Raw genomic sequence first — 16,059 nt, 5'->3', positions numbered from 1 at the left:
TCCACGTGCGCGTAGTGCCGCTTCTCGCTCTGGTACTCCACATGCGACGTCGCAATCGTCAAAATCTTCATCTCATTACGACGCCCCTGCGCAATCGACGCCTTCGCCACCTCATCGTACGACTTGTACTCAGCCAACCCCTTCATCGACAATACCTTCGTAATCGCCGCCGTCAACGTCGTCTTCCCATGATCCACGTGCCCAATCGTCCCTACGTTCACATGCGGCTTCGTACGATCAAACTTCTGCTTGGCCATAACGCACCCCCGTTATCAAGCCTTTCCCCGAACACGGGCCACGATTTCTTCGGCCACGCTCTTGGGAACCTCTTCATAGTGGTCAAACTGCATCGAGTAAGTCGCCCGCCCCTGGGTCATGGACCGCAGTTGCGTGGCGTACCCAAACATTTCCGCCAGCGGCACAAACGCGGTGATCACCTGCGCGTTTTGCCGCCGCTCCATATGCGTCACCTTGCCGCGGCGGGAGTTGAGGTCACCCAGAACGTCCCCCATGTACTCCTCGGGGGTGACCACCTCCACCTCCATCACCGGCTCCAGAAGCACCGGCTTGGCCTTGGCCGCAGCGTCCTGGAAGGCCATCGAGCCCGCGACCTTAAAGGCAATTTCCGAGGAGTCCACCTCGTGGTAGGAGCCGTCGTAAAGGCTCACCCCCACGCCAATCATCGGGTAGCCCGCCAGCACCCCCCGCTGCATGGCCTCGCGGATCCCCTGATCCACGGGCTTGATGAACTCCTTGGGGATGACACCGCCCACCACGTCGTTGCGGAACTCGTAGTCCCGACCATCGGTGAGCGGCCAAATGCGGATTTTGGCGTGGCCGTACTGGCCCCGACCGCCAGTTTGCCGCACAAAACGCCCTTCACCCTGGGCTTCCTGGGTGATGGTCTCGCGGTAGGCCACCTGCGGCCTCCCCACCTTTGCTTGCACCTTGAACTCGCGGACCAGGCGGTCCACGATGATCTCCAGGTGCAGCTCCCCCATGCCGGAAATGATGGTCTGGCCGCTTTCGGGGTCGGTGTGCACCCGGAAGGTGGGGTCTTCCTGAGCCAGCTTCTGTAGGGCGTAGCCCAGCTTGTCCTGGTCAGCACGGGAGGCCGGCTCAATGGCCACGGCAATCACCGGCTCCGGGAACTGCATGGCCTCCAGGACGATGGGCGCCTTGGGGTCGCAAATGGTGTCGCCGGTGGCCACGTTGCGCAAACCCACCACCGCGCAGATATCGCCAGCCCAAACCTCTTTGATTTCCTCCCGCTTGTTCGCGTGCATCTTCAGCAGCCTGCCGATGCGCTCCACGTTGCCGCGGGAAGCGTTAAGAACCTGATCGCCGGAGAACAGATGCCCCGAGTACACCCGCAGGTACGTGAGCTGACCCACGAAGGGATCGGACATGATCTTGAACGCCAGAGCGGCAAACGGTGCGTTGTCGTCCGCCGGGCGGGTTTCGGGGTTGCCCTCCAGGTTATGCCCTTCGATGGGCGGGATATCCACCGGCGAGGGGAGGTAATCCACCACCGCGTCCAGGAGCATCTGCACGCCCTTGTTGCGGAACGCCGAGCCGCAAACCACCGGCACGATCTTGTGCGCCACCGTTTGGGCCCGCAAGGACGCCCGGATTTCCTCTGCGGTCAGCTCCTCACCGCCCAGGTACTTGTCGAGGAGCACCTCGTCGTGCTCGGCCGCCACCTCCACGAGCTTTTCCCGCCAGAAGCGGTAAAGCTCCTCGAGCTCTTTGGGAACCGGCACCACGTCGTAGTGCGCCCCCAGCTCATCGCCGGTGTAAAGGTAGGCCTGGCCGGTGATGAGGTCCACCACGCCAACAAAGCTTTCCTCGCTGCCCACCGGGATTTGCACGGGAACCGGATTGGCCCGCAGCTTGTTGCGGATTTGCTCCACCACCGCAAAGAAATCCGCGCCCACCCGGTCCATCTTGTTGACGAAGGCAATGCGCGGCACCCGGTAGCGATCGGCCTGGCGCCATACCGTTTCCGACTGCGGCTCGACCCCTTCCACCGCCGAAAACACGGCCACCGCGCCGTCGAGCACACGCAGGCTGCGCTCCACCTCGGCGGTGAAGTCCACGTGCCCGGGAGTGTCAATGATGTTGATACGGTGCGGGGGGTACTGGTTGAACGACCCCTGCCAAAAGCAAGTGGTGGCTGCTGACGTAATGGTGATGCCCCGCTCCTGCTCCTGCTCCATCCAGTCCATGGTGGCCGTGCCCTCATGGACCTCACCCATCTTGTAGTTCACCCCTGTGTAGTAGAGGATTCGCTCGGTAGTCGTCGTCTTACCGGCATCAATGTGAGCCATGATGCCGATATTGCGAGTCCTCTCTAGGGGTACCGTTCGGGGCATCTTTTCAAAGAACCTTTCCTGGCCTTTCAGGCCAACGTCAGCACTACATCCCTTCGTTCAAAAACTCCCAAACCACCGTTCTTGCCCTTACCACCGGTAGTGACTGAAGGCCTTGTTGGCTTCAGCCATACGGTGCGTATCCTCACGCTTCTTAATAGCGCCGCCGCGGTTGTTTGCGGCGTCCAAAAGCTCGGCCGCCAGCTTTTCCATCATGGACTTCTCATGCCGCTGCTTGGCGTATTCGATAAGCCAGCGGATGGAAAGCGACAGCTGGCGGTTAGGAGGTACCTCCACCGGCACCTGGTAGGTGGAACCACCCACCCGCCGGGACTTCACTTCCAGTTGAGGCTTCACCTGGTCCACCGCACGCTTGAAGATCTTCATGGGATCGTCGTTGGTGCGTGCTTGAATGAGCTCCATGGCGCCGTAAAAGATCTTCTCCGCAACGCTCTTCTTCCCACGGCGCATGATGCCGTTGATGAACTTGGTGACCAGCTGCGAATTGTACACCGGGTCCGGCAGGACCTCGCGGCGCTCAACGGTTCGACGGCGTGGCATTACTTCTTCCCTCCTGCTTTGGCAGCTTGTTGCTTTTGCCGCTTGGTGCCGTACTTGGAGCGACCCTGGTTCCGGCCAGCCACACCCTGGGCGTCCAAAGTGCCGCGGATGACGTGGTAACGCACACCGGGAAGGTCCTTCACACGCCCCCCGCGGATGAGCACCACCGAGTGCTCCTGCAGGTTGTGGCCCTCACCCGGAATGTAGGCGGTCACCTCAATGCCGTTGGTGAGACGCACACGCGCCACCTTCCGCAAGGCGGAGTTGGGCTTCTTGGGGGTCGTGGTGTAAACCCGGGTGCACACCCCGCGCTTCTGCGGGCACCCACGCAAAGCCGGGCTCTTGGTCTTCTCCACGACCTTTGCCCGACCCATTCTTACAAGCTGCGCAATCGTTGGCATCGCAACCTCACTTCACTCCCAAATCGTTCAAGAACCCTCTTCGCTCGACTCCTCTCCCGCCACGGGGCGGGAAAGCCTGCAGATTCTACGCAAGGTTAGGCCATCTGTCAACCGTTTCCTGGCCCGGCCTACTCCTCCACATCCAGGTCATCGTCCAGCACATCGGTGACCGGCGTTTCCTCTTCGGCTTCCTCCTTGGGCAGCTCCTCCGGTGCCGGCGGGGCAATTTGGAAGTAGCGGTAGATCTTGGCGCCCGTGCCGGCGGGGATGAGCCGCCCCACGATGACGTTCTCCTTGAGGCCGTAAAGGTGGTCCACCTTGCCGGAAACCGCCGCTTCCGTGAGCACCCTGGTGGTTTCCTGGAAGGAAGCCGCGGAAACGAAGGACTCGGTGGCCAGAGCTGCCTTGGTAATGCCCAACAGGATCGGGGCGAACTTGGCCGGCTGGCCGCCCAGGCGCTCCACCCTCTCGTTTTCCTCCAGCACCCGGTAGCGGGGCACCTGTTCGTCCAGCAGGAACTCGGTGTCACCGGGATCGGTGATCTTCACGAACCGGCACATCTGCCGCACGATGACCTCAATGTGCTTGTCGTTGATGGAAACGCCCTGGGTGCGGTAGACCTCCTGGATTTTGTCCACCAAGAAGCGCTGCAGCTCGGTTTCGCCCAGCACCGCCAGCACGTCGTGGGGGTCCATGGGACCATCGGTGAGCGGCTCACCGGCCTGCACCAAATCGCCATCCTGCACGATGAGGTGCGCGGTCTTGGGGATGGTGTACTCGCGGATCAAGCCCTCCTTGGCTTCCACCGTGACCTTGCGGGTCCCCCGGCTGGGCTCGGCCACCCGCACCACACCGGAAATCTCGCTCACCACCGCGGCATCCTTGGGCCTGCGGGCCTCAAACAGCTCCACCACCCTGGGCAAACCGCCGGTGATGTCCTTGGTTTTGGTGGTTTCCCGTGGGATCTTGGCGAGCACATCGCCGGGCGATACGCGGTCACCTTCCTTAACCATGAGGTGCGAGCCAATGGCCAGCTGGTAGCGGCGCTCACGGCCGTCATCGGTGCGCACGATGATGGTGGGGATTCGCTTGTCGGCGCCAATGGGCTCCACCACGATGTGGCGGGCGTGACCGGTGGTGCGGTCAATTTCCTCGCGGACGTTTTCCCCCTCCACCAGGTCCACGAACTCCACGGTGCCCGCCACCGTGGTGAGCACCGAAGAGGTGAAGGGATCCCACACCGCCAGCTCGGTGCCTGGCTGGACCTCATCCCCTTCCTTGACCAGCAACACCGATCCGTACACCAGGTTGTAGCGCTCGCGCTCGCGCTCGCGGTCATCCACGATGGCCAGCTTGGCGTTTCGGGATACCACCACCTGCTTGCCTTCGGCGTTGGTGACCAGCTGCACGTTTTTCAGCTTGACCTTCCCCGACCGGGAAGCCACGTGCTTGGATTGCTCGGTAGCCCGGGTGGCGGCGCCACCGTAGTGGAAGGTACGCATGGTGAGCTGGGTACCGGGCTCGCCGATGGACTGGGCCGCAATGATGCCCACCGCCTCGCCCAGCTCCACCAGCTTGCCGGTGGCCAACATGCGTCCGTAGCAAAGCTGGCACACCCCCCGGCGGGTCTGGCAGGTCAAAACCGAGCGGATCTTCACGCGCTCGTAACCGGCATCCTCGATGAGCGCCGCCAGGTCTTCGTCAATTTCCTGGCCGGCCCGGCAGATGATCGTGCCCTCCACCGGGTCCACGATGTCTTCCGCCGCCACACGCCCCACCAGCCGGTCCCGCAGCTTCTCCAAAACCTCGCCGCCTTCGGTGATAGCCGTGACGTAAATGCCGTGATCGGTGCCGCAGTCATGCTCGGTGACGATTACATCCTGGGACACGTCCACCAAACGGCGGGTGAGGTACCCGGAGTCGGCGGTCTTCAAGGCGGTGTCGGCCAAGCCCTTGCGGGCACCGTGGGTGGAGATGAAGTACTGCAACACCGAAAGCCCCTCGCGGAAGTTAGCGGTGATGGGGGTTTCGATGATTTCGCCGGAAGGTTTGGACATCAAGCCCCGCATGCCGGCAATTTGCCGCACCTGCTCCTTGGAACCCCGGGCTCCCGAGTCGGCCATGATGTAAATGGGGTTCATCTCCCGCCGCTCTTCGGCCACCCGCTTCATCTCCTTGAACATGGCATCGGAAACCCCTTCGGTAACGCGATGCCAGATGTCCACGATCTTGTTGTGGCGTTCACCAGCCGTAATGGCACCGGAGCTGCGCTGCCGCTCCACTTCTTCCACGGCCTTGAGTGCTTCCTGAATAATGCGCTCCTTGGCCGGCGGGGTGATCATGTCCCCAGCACCAATGGAAACGCCGGCTTTGGTGGCCCAGGTGAAGCCCAGGTCCTTGAGGGCTTCCAAAAGCTGCACGGTGGTTTCGTGGCCGTAGCGCAGGTACGTGAAGGACACCAGGCTTTGCAAACCGGTCTTCTTGAGCTGCCCGTTGATGAACGGCAAGCCCTGGGGCAAGGCGCTGTTGAAGATCACCCGCCCCACCGTGGTGTCCAGCCGCCACCGCTCCACGTACTGCATGTCGGCGTGCAGCACGTCCTGCTGGTCCGCTTCGGCGGTGAGGTCAATGAGGTAGCCGGTGTACACCAGCTCGATGGGATCTAAGGTGCCGATAAAGCCGTTGGCGTGGGCGAGCAGCACCTCCTCAGGGGTGGCGAAGCTGCGCCGCTTTTCCGGCGATGGCCCCAAGCGTTCCGAGGTGAGGTAGTAAATCCCCAGCACCATGTCCTGGGAGGGCACCGCCAGCGGTTTGCCGGAGGCCGGAGAAAGGATGTTGCGGGGCGCCAGCATGAGCACCCGGGCTTCCAGCTGGGCCAAGGGAGAAAGCGGCACGTGCACGGCCATCTGGTCGCCGTCAAAGTCGGCGTTGTACGCGGCGCACACCAGGGGGTGAATGCGGATGGCCTTGCCCTCCACCAGCACCGGTTCGAACGCCTGGATGCCCAGGCGGTGCAGGGTGGGGGCGCGGTTGAGCAAAATGGGGTGCTCGCGGATCACTTCCTCCAGGGCATCCCAAACCTCCGGGGTGCGCTGGTCCACAAGCTCCTTGGCGAGCTTGACGGTGCTGGCCAGGCCCTTTTTCTCCAGCACGTGGTAAATGAAGGGCTTGAACAGCTCCAGGGCCATCTCCTTAGGCAGGCCGCACTGGTGCAGCTTGAGCTCCGGTCCCACCACGATCACCGAACGGCCGGAGTAGTCCACGCGCTTACCCAAAAGGTTTTGGCGGAAGCGCCCCTGCTTGCCCTTGAGAGCATCGGAGAGGGACTTCAAGGGCCGCCCGTTGGAGCCCTTGATCACCCGCCCTCGCCGCCCGTTGTCAAAGAGGGCGTCCACCGCTTCCTGGAGCATGCGCTTTTCGTTGCGCACGATCACTTCCGGCGCCCGCAGCTCCAGGAGCTTCTTTAGCCGGTTGTTGCGGTTAATGACCCGGCGGTAAAGGTCGTTGAGGTCGGAGGTGGCAAAGCGGCCGCCGTCCAGAGGCACCAGGGGGCGAAGCTCCGGGGGCAAAACCGGGATGACCTCCAGGATCATCCACTCCGGGCGGTTGCCGGACTTGCGGAAAGCCTCCACCACCCGCAGCCTCTTGGCCGCCTTTTGCCGCTTGGCCACGGAAGGCTCGGTGCGCATCTGCAGGCGCAGCTCCGCCGCCAGCTCGTCCAGATCCACCCGCTTGAGGAGCTCCTGGATGGCTTCCGCACCCATCTTGGCCACAAAGGTTTCGCCGTAGGTGCTCTTGAGCTCCCGGTACTGCTCCTCGGTGAGGATTTGCTTTTCCTCCAGCTCCGGCACATCCCCGGGGTCAATGACCACGTAGGCTTCGAAGTAGAGCACCCGCTCCAAATCGCGGATGGTCATGTCCAGGAGCTGGCCGATGCGGCTGGGCAGGCCCTTGAAGAACCACACGTGGGAAACCGGCGCCGCCAGCTCGATATGGCCCATGCGCTCCCGGCGCACCCGCGAGCGGGTGACCTCCACCCCGCACTTGTCGCACACCACGCCCTTGTACTTCATGCGCTTGTACTTGCCGCACAAGCACTCCCAGTCGGTGACCGGGCCGAAAATGCGGGCACAGAAAAGCCCGTCCTTTTCCGGCTTAAAGGTGCGGTAGTTGATGGTCTCCGGCTTCGTCACCTCGCCGTGGGACCAGGACCGGATCTTTTCCGGCGACGCCAAAGACACCCTGATGGCGTCAAAATCGTTGATAGCCCGCGGCTTGGTAAAGAAACCCCTAGCTTGCGGAGGCAGTCCACTCATGTGTCACCTCACGACTCCACCTGGCGCTTGATGAGCTCCACATCCAGCCCAAGGCTCTGGAGCTCACGCACCAGCACGTTGAAAGACTCGGGAAGCCCCGGCTCCTCGGGCACCTTCCCCTTGACGATGGCCTCGTACACCCGGGAGCGGCCATCCACGTCGTCGGACTTCACGGTCAAAAGCTCCTGCAGCGTATAGGCAGCCCCGTAGGCTTCCAGGGCCCACACTTCCATTTCGCCCAAACGCTGACCACCGAACTGCGCCTTACCACCCAAGGGTTGCTGGGTGATGAGGGAGTAAGGCCCAATGGAGCGGGCGTGGATCTTGTCGTCCACCAGGTGCGAGAGCTTCAGCATGTAAATGTAGCCCACGGTTACCCGCTGCTCGAACTCCTCGCCGGTAACGCCGTCCCGGAGCTTTGTCTTGCCGTCTTCAGGCAGACCCGCGCGCCGCAGCCACTCCCGGATCTCTTCCTCGGTGGCGCCGTCAAACACCGGCGAGGCAAAGCGCATGCCCAAAACCTTGCCCGCCCAACCCAGGTGGGTTTCCAGGATTTGCCCCACGTTCATACGGGAGGGCACGCCCAGGGGGTTGAGCACAATTTCCACCGGCGTGCCGTCCTCCAGGAACGGCATGTCCTCCTCGGGAAGCACCACGGAAATCACGCCCTTGTTCCCGTGGCGGCCGGCCATCTTGTCGCCCACCTGCAGCTTGCGCTTCATGGCCACGTACACCTTCACCACCTTGATGACCCCAGGGGGCAACTCGTCGCCAGCGGTGAGCAGCTCGATGCGCTCGCGGTTGAGCTTTTCCAGCACCTGGATTTGCGATTCGGCCTGGCTCACCAAAAGCCGCACCCGCTCCTTGATGGCCACATCGGCCAGGGGCAGCCGCTGCAGCTCGCCCACCGTGAGCCGGTCCACCACTTCGGCGGGAAGCCGCTCGCCGGCTTTGGCCACCAGCTCACCGTGAGCGTCGGCCACATCTTCGGTCACCTGGGCACCGGCCAGAATCTCCCGCAGCTTCTTGTTGCGCTCTTCCAGGATGATGCGCTTTTCGTCTTCGGAGTTCTTGCGGATGCGGGCAATTTCCTGCTCTTCGATGGCCAAAGCTCGGGAGTCCTTTTCCGCACCCCGGCGGGAGAAGATCTTGACCCCCACCACCACACCGGAAATCCCCGGCGGGCACTTCAGGGAGGCGTCCTTCACATCGCCGGCCTTTTCGCCAAAGATGGCACGCAGCAGCTTTTCCTCAGGGGTGAGCTGGGTTTCGCCCTTGGGCGTCACCTTGCCCACCAGGTAGGAGCCCGGCCGCACGTAAGCACCGATGCGGATGATCCCCGCCTCGTCCAGGTCCTTAAGCGCCGACTCCGGCACGTTGGGGATGTCCCGGGTGATTTCCTCCGGCCCCAGCTTGGTGTCCCGGGCCGCCACCTCCAGCTCCTCAATGTGCACCGAGGTGAAGTAGTCCTCCTTCACCAGCTTTTCCGAAACCACAATGGCGTCTTCGAAGTTGTAGCCCCGCCAGGGCATGAACGCCACCAGCACGTTGCGACCTAAGGCCAGCTCGCCGCGGTCGGTGTTGGGCCCATCGGCCAGCACCTGACCCTTCACCACCCTCTGTCCCGGGCGCACGATGGGCTTTTGGTTCACGCAGGTGTTCTGGTTGGAGCGGCGGAACTTGGTGAGGAGGTAAATGTCGGCACCGAAATCCCGTAGCCTGCCGGTTTCCGGGTCCTCGGCTTCCACGCGCACGATGATGCGCTGGGAATCCACGGTGTCCACCACGCCCGAGCGGCGGCAAACGATCACCGCGCCGGAGTCCCGGGCCACCACCTCTTCCAAACCCGTGCCCACGATGGGCGCTTCCGTGCGCAACAGCGGCACCGCCTGGCGCTGCATGTTGGAGCCCATGAGGGCGCGGTTGGCGTCGTCGTGCTCCAAGAACGGGATCAAGGCGGCGGCCACCGAAACCACCTGCTTGGGCGAAACGTCAATGTAGTCCACCTTGTCGCGGTCAATGAGCACGAACTCACCACCGGACCGGGCAATGACCTTTTCGTCCAGGAGGTAGCCGTTTTCGTCCACCCGGGCGTTGGCCTGGGCAATGTTGAGGGTTTCCTCGTCCCAGGCCGAAAGGTAAAACACGTGGGGTTCCACCTTCACCAGACGCTTCTTCTGCTTGGCCAGCTTGGCGTTGACCGCTTCCACCTCTTCCCGCAGCACCACGTCGCCCAGGTTGAATGGGCCATCCCCCTTTTCCACCACCCGCACGTGATCCAGCACCCTCCCGTTTTCCACCTTGCGGTAGGGGGACTCGATGAAGCCGTAATCGTTGATGCGGGCGTAGCAGGAAAGCGAAGAAATCAAACCGATGTTGGGACCTTCCGGGGTTTCAATGGGGCAAATCCGCCCGTAGTGGGTGGCGTGGACGTCCCGCACCTCAAACCCCGCCCGCTCCCGGGAAAGGCCGCCGGGACCCAGAGCGGAAAGCCGCCGCTTGTGGGTGACCTCGGAAAGCGGGTTGGTTTGGTCCATGAACTGCGAAAGCTGGGAGGAACCGAAGAACTCCTTCACCGCGGCCACCACCGGCTTGGCGTTCACCAGGTCGTGGGGCATGGCGTTCTCAATGTCCTGGTGGATGGTCATGCGCTCCTTGATGGCCCGCTCCATGCGCACCAGGCCCACCCGGAACTGGTTTTCCAAAAGCTCACCCACCGCCCGCACCCTGCGGTTGGCCAGCGAGTCAATATCGTCAACGCGCCCCACCTCGCGGGAAAGCTTCATGAGGTAGCGCACCACCGCCACAAAGTCTTCCTGGTCCAGAGTGCGCTGGCTTAACGGCTTGTTCAAGCCCAGCTTGACGTTGAACTTGAAGCGCCCCACCTCGGACAGGTCGTACTTGCGCTCGTCGAAGAACAGCCCTTCAAACAGCGCCTTGGCCGAGTCCTCGGTGGGGGGATCGCCAGGGCGCTGGCGCCGGTAGATTTCCATGATGGCGTCACGTTTGGAGCGGACGTTGTCCTTCTCGATGGTCTTGGTGAGGATTTCGCCCACCAGGTCCCAGCTGGGGAAGGCCACCAGCAGGTTTTGTATCCCCAGCTCCTGGGCATGCTCCAGGATCTCCAACGTGAGCGGCGTGTTGGCTTCGAACAAAAGCTCACCCGTAGTGGGGTTGACCAAATCCTCGGCCAGGATGCCCTCTAGCAAGTTGCGGGGATCCACCTCCACCTTTACCCGCTTCTTTTGGGAAAGCTTGTTCTTGAGATCCGCGGTGAGCTTGAGGCCAGCGAACAGCGTGGGCTCCGCGGCTCGGGTACCGCCTTTGGCTGCCGCCCGCTCCTCCTCCGCAGCCAAAACCCGGTCGTCCAGCTCCAGGGTGGTCTTGCTGCCCAGGTGCAGGGGGAAGGTGTGATAGAAGCTTTGCAGGAGCTGGGCGTTGGTTTCCAAGCCAAGGGCCCGCAGAAACACGGTACCCGGGAAGCGTCGCTTGCGGTCAATGCGCACGTAGAGGATCTGCTTCTTATCGAACTCAAACTCGATCCACGAGCCGCGGTAAGGCACCACCTTGGCCAAAAGGGAGGTGGGGGTTTCATAGGTAAAGGAAACCCCGGGGGAGCGGTGCAGCTGGGAAACCACCACCCTTTCCGTGCCGTTGATGATGAACGTGCCGGTGGCGGTCATCAGCGGCAGCTCGCCAAAGTACAGGTCCTCCTCCTTGATGTCGCGGATCTTGCGCTCCGGCCCTTCTTCAAAGAGCACCAAGCGCACCCGCACCTTGAGCGGTACCGCGTAGGTGAGACCCCGTTCCCGGCAATCATCCTCGGTGAACTGGACCTTGAGGCCCACCGGCGAGTTACAGGTGGAGCAGCGGGGGATGGCGTTGACCGTGGCCTGCCCGCAGTGGGGACACACGGTGGTGAGCTCGTGAGGTTCCGCTGCCTTAATGCGGCTGCCGCAGTGCTCGCAGTTGATCCGCAAGTGCTGGAGACCCGAGAGCTTGCCGCACTTGCATTCCCAGACGCCCAGCTCGTAATGGACGAAGTGCAGCTCACAGGAGGAGCGGAAGTCGGAGAGGGGAAAAACCGAAGTGAAAACCGCTTGCAGCCCTACGTTCTTGCGCTCCTCCGGCAGCAGGTCCATCTGCAGAAACTGCTCGTAGCTGGCCTTCTGCACGGCAATGAGGTTGGGAAGAGGGATGGCCGTGCGAATTTTTGAAAAGCTTACCCTTTCACCCGCTTCCACCACCGAGGTTTTGTCCATGTTGGTATGCTCCTTAAACCTTCATCCCCGAACCTTACGGCCGGGAATCAAACCGGTAACGGCAGAAAAGCGGCGGTCGGGGCACACGCCCCCCGCCTGGCTTCGGCGCAGGTGAGAACACCCCTCCCGGCTTTGTATCCATCGCCAGCGGGGAGAACCCAACGCACCAAGCGAACGTCCGTCGCCTTTCGCCTGCCTCCTCAGCCAATTATACTCTCTTCGGCAGCGCTTCGTCTGCGCCCGCAACTTAAACAATCTTGACCTTGGCGCCAGCCTCTTCGAACTTCTTCTTGATTTCCTCGGCCTCTTGCTTGGAAACGCCTTCCTTCACCTTGGCCGGGGCGCCTTCCACCAAGTCCTTGGCTTCCTTCAAGCCAAGGGAAGTCACCTCGCGCACCACCTTGATGACGTTGATCTTCTTGTCACCGGCATCTTCGAGGATGACGTCAAACTCGGTCTTCTCCTCAGCAGGCTCCGCTGCCGCAGCTGCGGCTCCGGCGCCAGCCATCGCCACCGGCATGGCTGCCGCGGCCGCAGAAACCCCGAACTCCTCCTCCAGAGCCTTCACGAGGTCGTTGAGTTCGAGGACGGTCATGTTTTTGATTTGCTCGACAATTTCTTGAATCTGCGCCATTGTTCTTCTCCTTTGCTCCTCTTATTTTAGCCACTTGCTGGCTAATTCTGCTGCTTGTTATCGGCAATTTGCTTGACGGTTACCGCCAAGCTCCTCAAAGGCCAATTCAAAGCCACCACCAGACGACGCATGGGCGATTGCAGCAGGAACAACAGCCGGGCCACCAGCTCTTGCTTGCTGGGGAGGCTGGCGATTTGCTGAGCGCCCGCTGCGTCCAAAAGCTGCCCTTCCACCCAGGCGCCCCGGAACTTCAGCTTGTCGTGCCCCTTGGCGAACTCCGAAAGCACCTTCGCGAGAGCCACAACGTCCTTGTTGGTGTAGGCCACCGCCGTGGGACCCACAAAGAGCTTGCTCACCGGCTCGTTGGGGGTGCCGCTCAGGGCAATCCTGGCCAGGGTGTTCTTCACCACCAGGTAGCTGGCCTCAGCTTCCTTCACCTTGCGCCGCAGCTCGGTGACCTCAGCCACCGTAAGCCCCGTGAAGTCCACCACAAACACTCCAGCGGCCGGCACCAACGCCGACTTGAGAAGTTGCAGTTGCTGTTCTTTTTGCTCGCGTGTCAGCATGGCTTCTTCCTCACTTGGCCTCAAGCTGGGCCAGATCCAGGGGCACACCCGGGCTCATGGTGGAAGACAAGACCGCCGAGTGCACGTACCGCCCCTTGGCCGCCGGCGGCTTGGCCTTGATGACGGCCGAAATGAGCGTTTGGGCGTTTTCCTCCAGCTGATCCAGGGAAAAGGAAATCTTGCCCAGGGGTGCGTGCACGATGCCGGTCTTGTCCACCCGGAACTCCACCTTACCCGCCTTGATTTCACGGACCGCCTTGCCCACCTCGGTGGTCACGGTGCCGGTTTTGGGGTTGGGCATGAGCCCACGGGGGCCCAGGATCTTCCCGAGCTTGGAGAGGTGCCGCATCATGTCTGGAGTGGCCACCACCGCATCGAAATCCAGCCAGCCGTTTTGGATTTTCTCCACCGCCTCCTCGCCCATCACGAAGTCGGCGCCCGCCTCTTCGGCTTCCTTCGCGGCATCCCCGGTAGCCACCACCAGAACCCGCTTGGTCTTCCCAGTACCGTGGGGCAAAAGCACGGTGCCCCGCACCATTTGGTCGGCGTGCCGGGGATCCACACCCAGGCGCATGGCCAGCTCCACGGTCTCGTCGAACTTGGTGTAGTGCATTTCCTTCAACAGCTCGAGCGCCTCCCGAAGCTGGTACTTTTTGGGCTCAAGCTTGGCCTTTGCGGCAAGGTATTTCTTGGAGCGCTTCATGGCACCACCTCGATGCCCATGCTACGGGCCGTCCCCTCGATGGTGCGGATGGCCGCCTCCAGCGAGGTTGTGTTGAGGTCGGGAAGCTTCGTGCGGGCAATTTCCTCCACCTGCGCACGGGTGACCTTCCCCACCTTGACCCGGTTCGGCTCACCGGAACCCTTTTCCACCCCCGCCGCTTTGGCAAGCAAGAAGGAAGCCGGCGGCGTCTTGGTGATGAACGTGTAGGTGCGGTCCGAGTACACGGTAATCACCACCGGGATGATGGTCCCGGCCATCTTTTGCGTCCGGGCGTTAAAGTTCTTGCAAAAGTCCATGATGTTTAGGCCGTGCTGGCCCAGCGCCGGACCCACCGGGGGCGCCGGGTTGGCTTGCCCCGCGGGAATCTGCAGTTTGATGTACGCCACGATCTTCTTAGCCATGGCTTCTTACCCCACCTTCTGAACTTGTGTGAACTCCAGCTCCACCGGTGTGGAACGACCAAAAATCGTCACCATCACCCGCACGGTGGAGCGGTCCAAGTTCACGTCATCCACAACCCCTGTGAAGCTGGCAAAGGGGCCATCGGTAATGCGAACCTGCTCGCCCTTTTCGAACACGTACTTGGGCTTGGGTTTTTCCTTGGCGGCCACCACCTGGTGGAGCATTTGCTCCACCTCTTCATCGGTGAGCGGCGTGGGCTTTTTCCCCGAGCCCACGAACCCCGTGACCCGCTGGGTATTGCGCACCAAATGCCACGCCTCATCCCCGCGCTTGGGGTCGTCCAGGTCAATTTGCACCAGGATGTAGCCCGGAAAAAGCTTCCGTTCCACCTCCCGCCGCTTGCCACCCCGCACCTCCACCACGGTTTCGGTGGGGATGCGGATTTCACCGAACAAATCAGCCATGCCCAGCGCTTCAATGCGCTGCTCCAAAGCCCGCTTCACGGTTTCCTCGAAACCGGTGTAGGTGTGGACGATGTACCAACGCAAAGGCATGGCTGAGATAATCCCTTCCTTAACTCAAAACCTTAAAGACCCACTTCACCAGGTTCAGAAAAAGCAGGTCGCAAAGGTACAAAAAAATGCCAAAGAAAAACGAAGCAGCAATGACCACCACAGTCGTCGCCAGCGTTTCGTCCCGGGACGGCCACGTGACCTTCTTGGTTTCCGCCGAGACCTCCCGGAGGAATGTCTTAACCCGCTCCCACCATTTCATGCCGTATGCCTCCCGGGGGTTTCCGTGGCAGGCCAGGAGGGACTCGAACCCCCAACCACCGGTTTTGGAGACCGGGACTCTACCAATTGAGCTACTGGCCTGCGCCCCATGACCTTACTTCACCTCTCGGTGCAGCGTGTGACGACGGCAGAACTTGCAGTACTTCTTGAGCTCCAGCCGCGCCGTTTGCTTTTTTTTGTTGCGGGTGGCGGTGTAGTTCCGCCGCTTGCAGTCGCCACACGCCAGCATCACGTTTTCACGCATACGCGCCCCCTAGCCGAAACCGGCCGGCTCTTACTCCACAATCTCGGTCACGGTGCCGGCGCCGACGGTTCGGCCGCCTTCGCGGATGGCAAAACGAAGACCCTGCTCCAACGCAATGGGCGTAATCAACTCCACCTCGATCTCCACGTTGTCCCCAGGCATCACCATCTCTACACCCGCCGGCAACTTCACACTCCCCGTCACATCCGTCGTCCGGAAGTAAAACTGCGGCCGGTACCCGTTAAAGAACGGCGTGTGCCGCCCCCCTTCCTCCTTCGTCAAAACGTACACCTGCCCCTTGAACTTCACATGCGGCGTAATGCTCCCAGGCTTCGCCACCACCTGGCCACGCTCCACCTCGTGCTTCTCCGTTCCCCGCAGCAAGATCCCAATGTTGTCCCCAGCTTGCCCCTGGTCCAACAGCTTCCGGAACATCTCCACACCCGTCACCACCCGCTTAAACGTCGGCCGAAACCCAACGATCTCCACCTCATCCCCAACCTTCACAATCCCTCGCTCCACTCGCCCCGTCACCACCGTCCCGCGCCCCGAAATCGAAAACACATCCTCAATGGGCATCAAGAACGGCTTGTCAATGTCCCTCACCGGCTCCGGCACGTAATCATCCAACGCCTGAATCAAATCCCATATGCACTTCGCATCCGGATGATCCGGCGAGTCCGCAAGCCCAGCCTTCAACGCACTCCCGCGAATCACCGGCACCTCATCCCCAGGAAAATCGTACTGGCTCAACAGCTCCCGCACCTCCAACTCCACCAAATC

The 16,059-nt window shown here is 61.9% G+C and carries 14 protein-coding genes and 1 tRNA gene; all 15 read right to left on the bottom strand.

Annotation, left to right across the window (positions count from 1 at the left end):
- The coding region (locus EG19_RS14170; RefSeq protein ID WP_038050234.1) for a GTP-binding protein at positions 1 to 257 on the bottom strand (257 nt) is incomplete at its 3' end.
- Positions 258 to 272: 15 nt separating this feature from the next.
- Positions 273 to 2,375, bottom strand: coding sequence for an elongation factor G (fusA, locus tag EG19_RS10530; RefSeq protein ID WP_038050231.1), 2,103 nt, complete (start codon positions 2,373 to 2,375; stop codon positions 273 to 275).
- 87 nt (positions 2,376 to 2,462) lie between these two features.
- Positions 2,463 to 2,933, bottom strand: a complete 471-nt coding sequence (rpsG, locus tag EG19_RS10525) for a 30S ribosomal protein S7 (protein ID WP_038050225.1) — start codon at positions 2,931 to 2,933, stop codon at positions 2,463 to 2,465.
- The gene (rpsL, locus tag EG19_RS10520) at positions 2,933 to 3,334 is read right to left on the bottom strand and encodes a 30S ribosomal protein S12 (RefSeq protein WP_038050224.1); all 402 of its coding nucleotides are present in this window, start codon (positions 3,332 to 3,334) and stop codon (positions 2,933 to 2,935) included. The genes rpsG and rpsL overlap by 1 nt, the downstream gene beginning before the upstream one ends.
- Positions 3,335 to 3,462: 128 nt before the next feature.
- Positions 3,463 to 7,650 carry a DNA-directed RNA polymerase subunit beta' gene (gene rpoC, locus EG19_RS10515; RefSeq protein WP_053335220.1) on the bottom strand — a complete coding sequence of 1,396 codons (4,188 nt, stop codon included), beginning with the start codon at positions 7,648 to 7,650 and terminating at the stop codon, positions 3,463 to 3,465.
- Positions 7,651 to 7,658: 8 nt separating this feature from the next.
- The gene (gene rpoB, locus EG19_RS14165) at positions 7,659 to 11,912 is read right to left on the bottom strand and encodes a DNA-directed RNA polymerase subunit beta (RefSeq protein WP_038050223.1); all 4,254 of its coding nucleotides are present in this window, start codon (positions 11,910 to 11,912) and stop codon (positions 7,659 to 7,661) included.
- Between the two features lie 247 nt (positions 11,913 to 12,159).
- On the bottom strand, positions 12,160 to 12,546 hold the full coding sequence (gene rplL, locus EG19_RS10505; protein WP_038050222.1) for a 50S ribosomal protein L7/L12: 387 nt from the start codon (positions 12,544 to 12,546) through the stop codon (positions 12,160 to 12,162).
- 41 nt (positions 12,547 to 12,587) lie between these two features.
- Positions 12,588 to 13,112 (bottom strand): 50S ribosomal protein L10, encoded by a 525-nt coding sequence (gene rplJ / locus EG19_RS10500; protein ID WP_038050221.1) that lies wholly within the window; start codon positions 13,110 to 13,112, stop codon positions 12,588 to 12,590.
- Positions 13,113 to 13,122: 10 nt separating this feature from the next.
- Entirely contained in the window at positions 13,123 to 13,815 is a 693-nt protein-coding gene (gene rplA, locus EG19_RS10495) for a 50S ribosomal protein L1 (protein ID WP_038050220.1), read from the bottom strand.
- The gene (gene rplK, locus EG19_RS10490; RefSeq protein ID WP_038050218.1) at positions 13,812 to 14,237 is read right to left on the bottom strand and encodes a 50S ribosomal protein L11; all 426 of its coding nucleotides are present in this window, start codon (positions 14,235 to 14,237) and stop codon (positions 13,812 to 13,814) included. Before rplK ends, rplA begins: the two co-directional genes overlap by 4 nt.
- A 6-nt stretch (positions 14,238 to 14,243) precedes the next feature.
- On the bottom strand, positions 14,244 to 14,792 hold the full coding sequence (gene nusG / locus EG19_RS10485; RefSeq protein WP_038050217.1) for a transcription termination/antitermination protein NusG: 549 nt from the start codon (positions 14,790 to 14,792) through the stop codon (positions 14,244 to 14,246).
- Between the two features lie 19 nt (positions 14,793 to 14,811).
- Entirely contained in the window at positions 14,812 to 15,012 is a 201-nt protein-coding gene (gene secE / locus EG19_RS10480) for a preprotein translocase subunit SecE (RefSeq protein WP_038050216.1), read from the bottom strand.
- 25 nt (positions 15,013 to 15,037) lie between these two features.
- Positions 15,038 to 15,113, bottom strand: a tRNA-Trp gene (locus EG19_RS10475).
- A 13-nt stretch (positions 15,114 to 15,126) separates the two neighbouring features.
- Positions 15,127 to 15,276: a 50S ribosomal protein L33 gene (rpmG, locus tag EG19_RS10470; RefSeq protein ID WP_038050215.1), complete on the bottom strand. Its 150-nt coding sequence runs from the start codon at positions 15,274 to 15,276 to the stop codon at positions 15,127 to 15,129.
- Between the two features lie 30 nt (positions 15,277 to 15,306).
- Positions 15,307 to 16,059: EF-Tu C-terminal domain-related protein (locus EG19_RS10465; RefSeq protein WP_038046756.1), on the bottom strand; the 753-nt coding region annotated here is incomplete at its 5' end.

Source organism: Thermoanaerobaculum aquaticum, assembly GCF_000687145.1.
In the GTDB taxonomy this organism is placed as follows: domain Bacteria; phylum Acidobacteriota; class Thermoanaerobaculia; order Thermoanaerobaculales; family Thermoanaerobaculaceae; genus Thermoanaerobaculum; species Thermoanaerobaculum aquaticum.
Note: the sequence above shows the minus strand (reverse complement) of the source record. Positions and strands in the feature narration are given on the sequence as shown.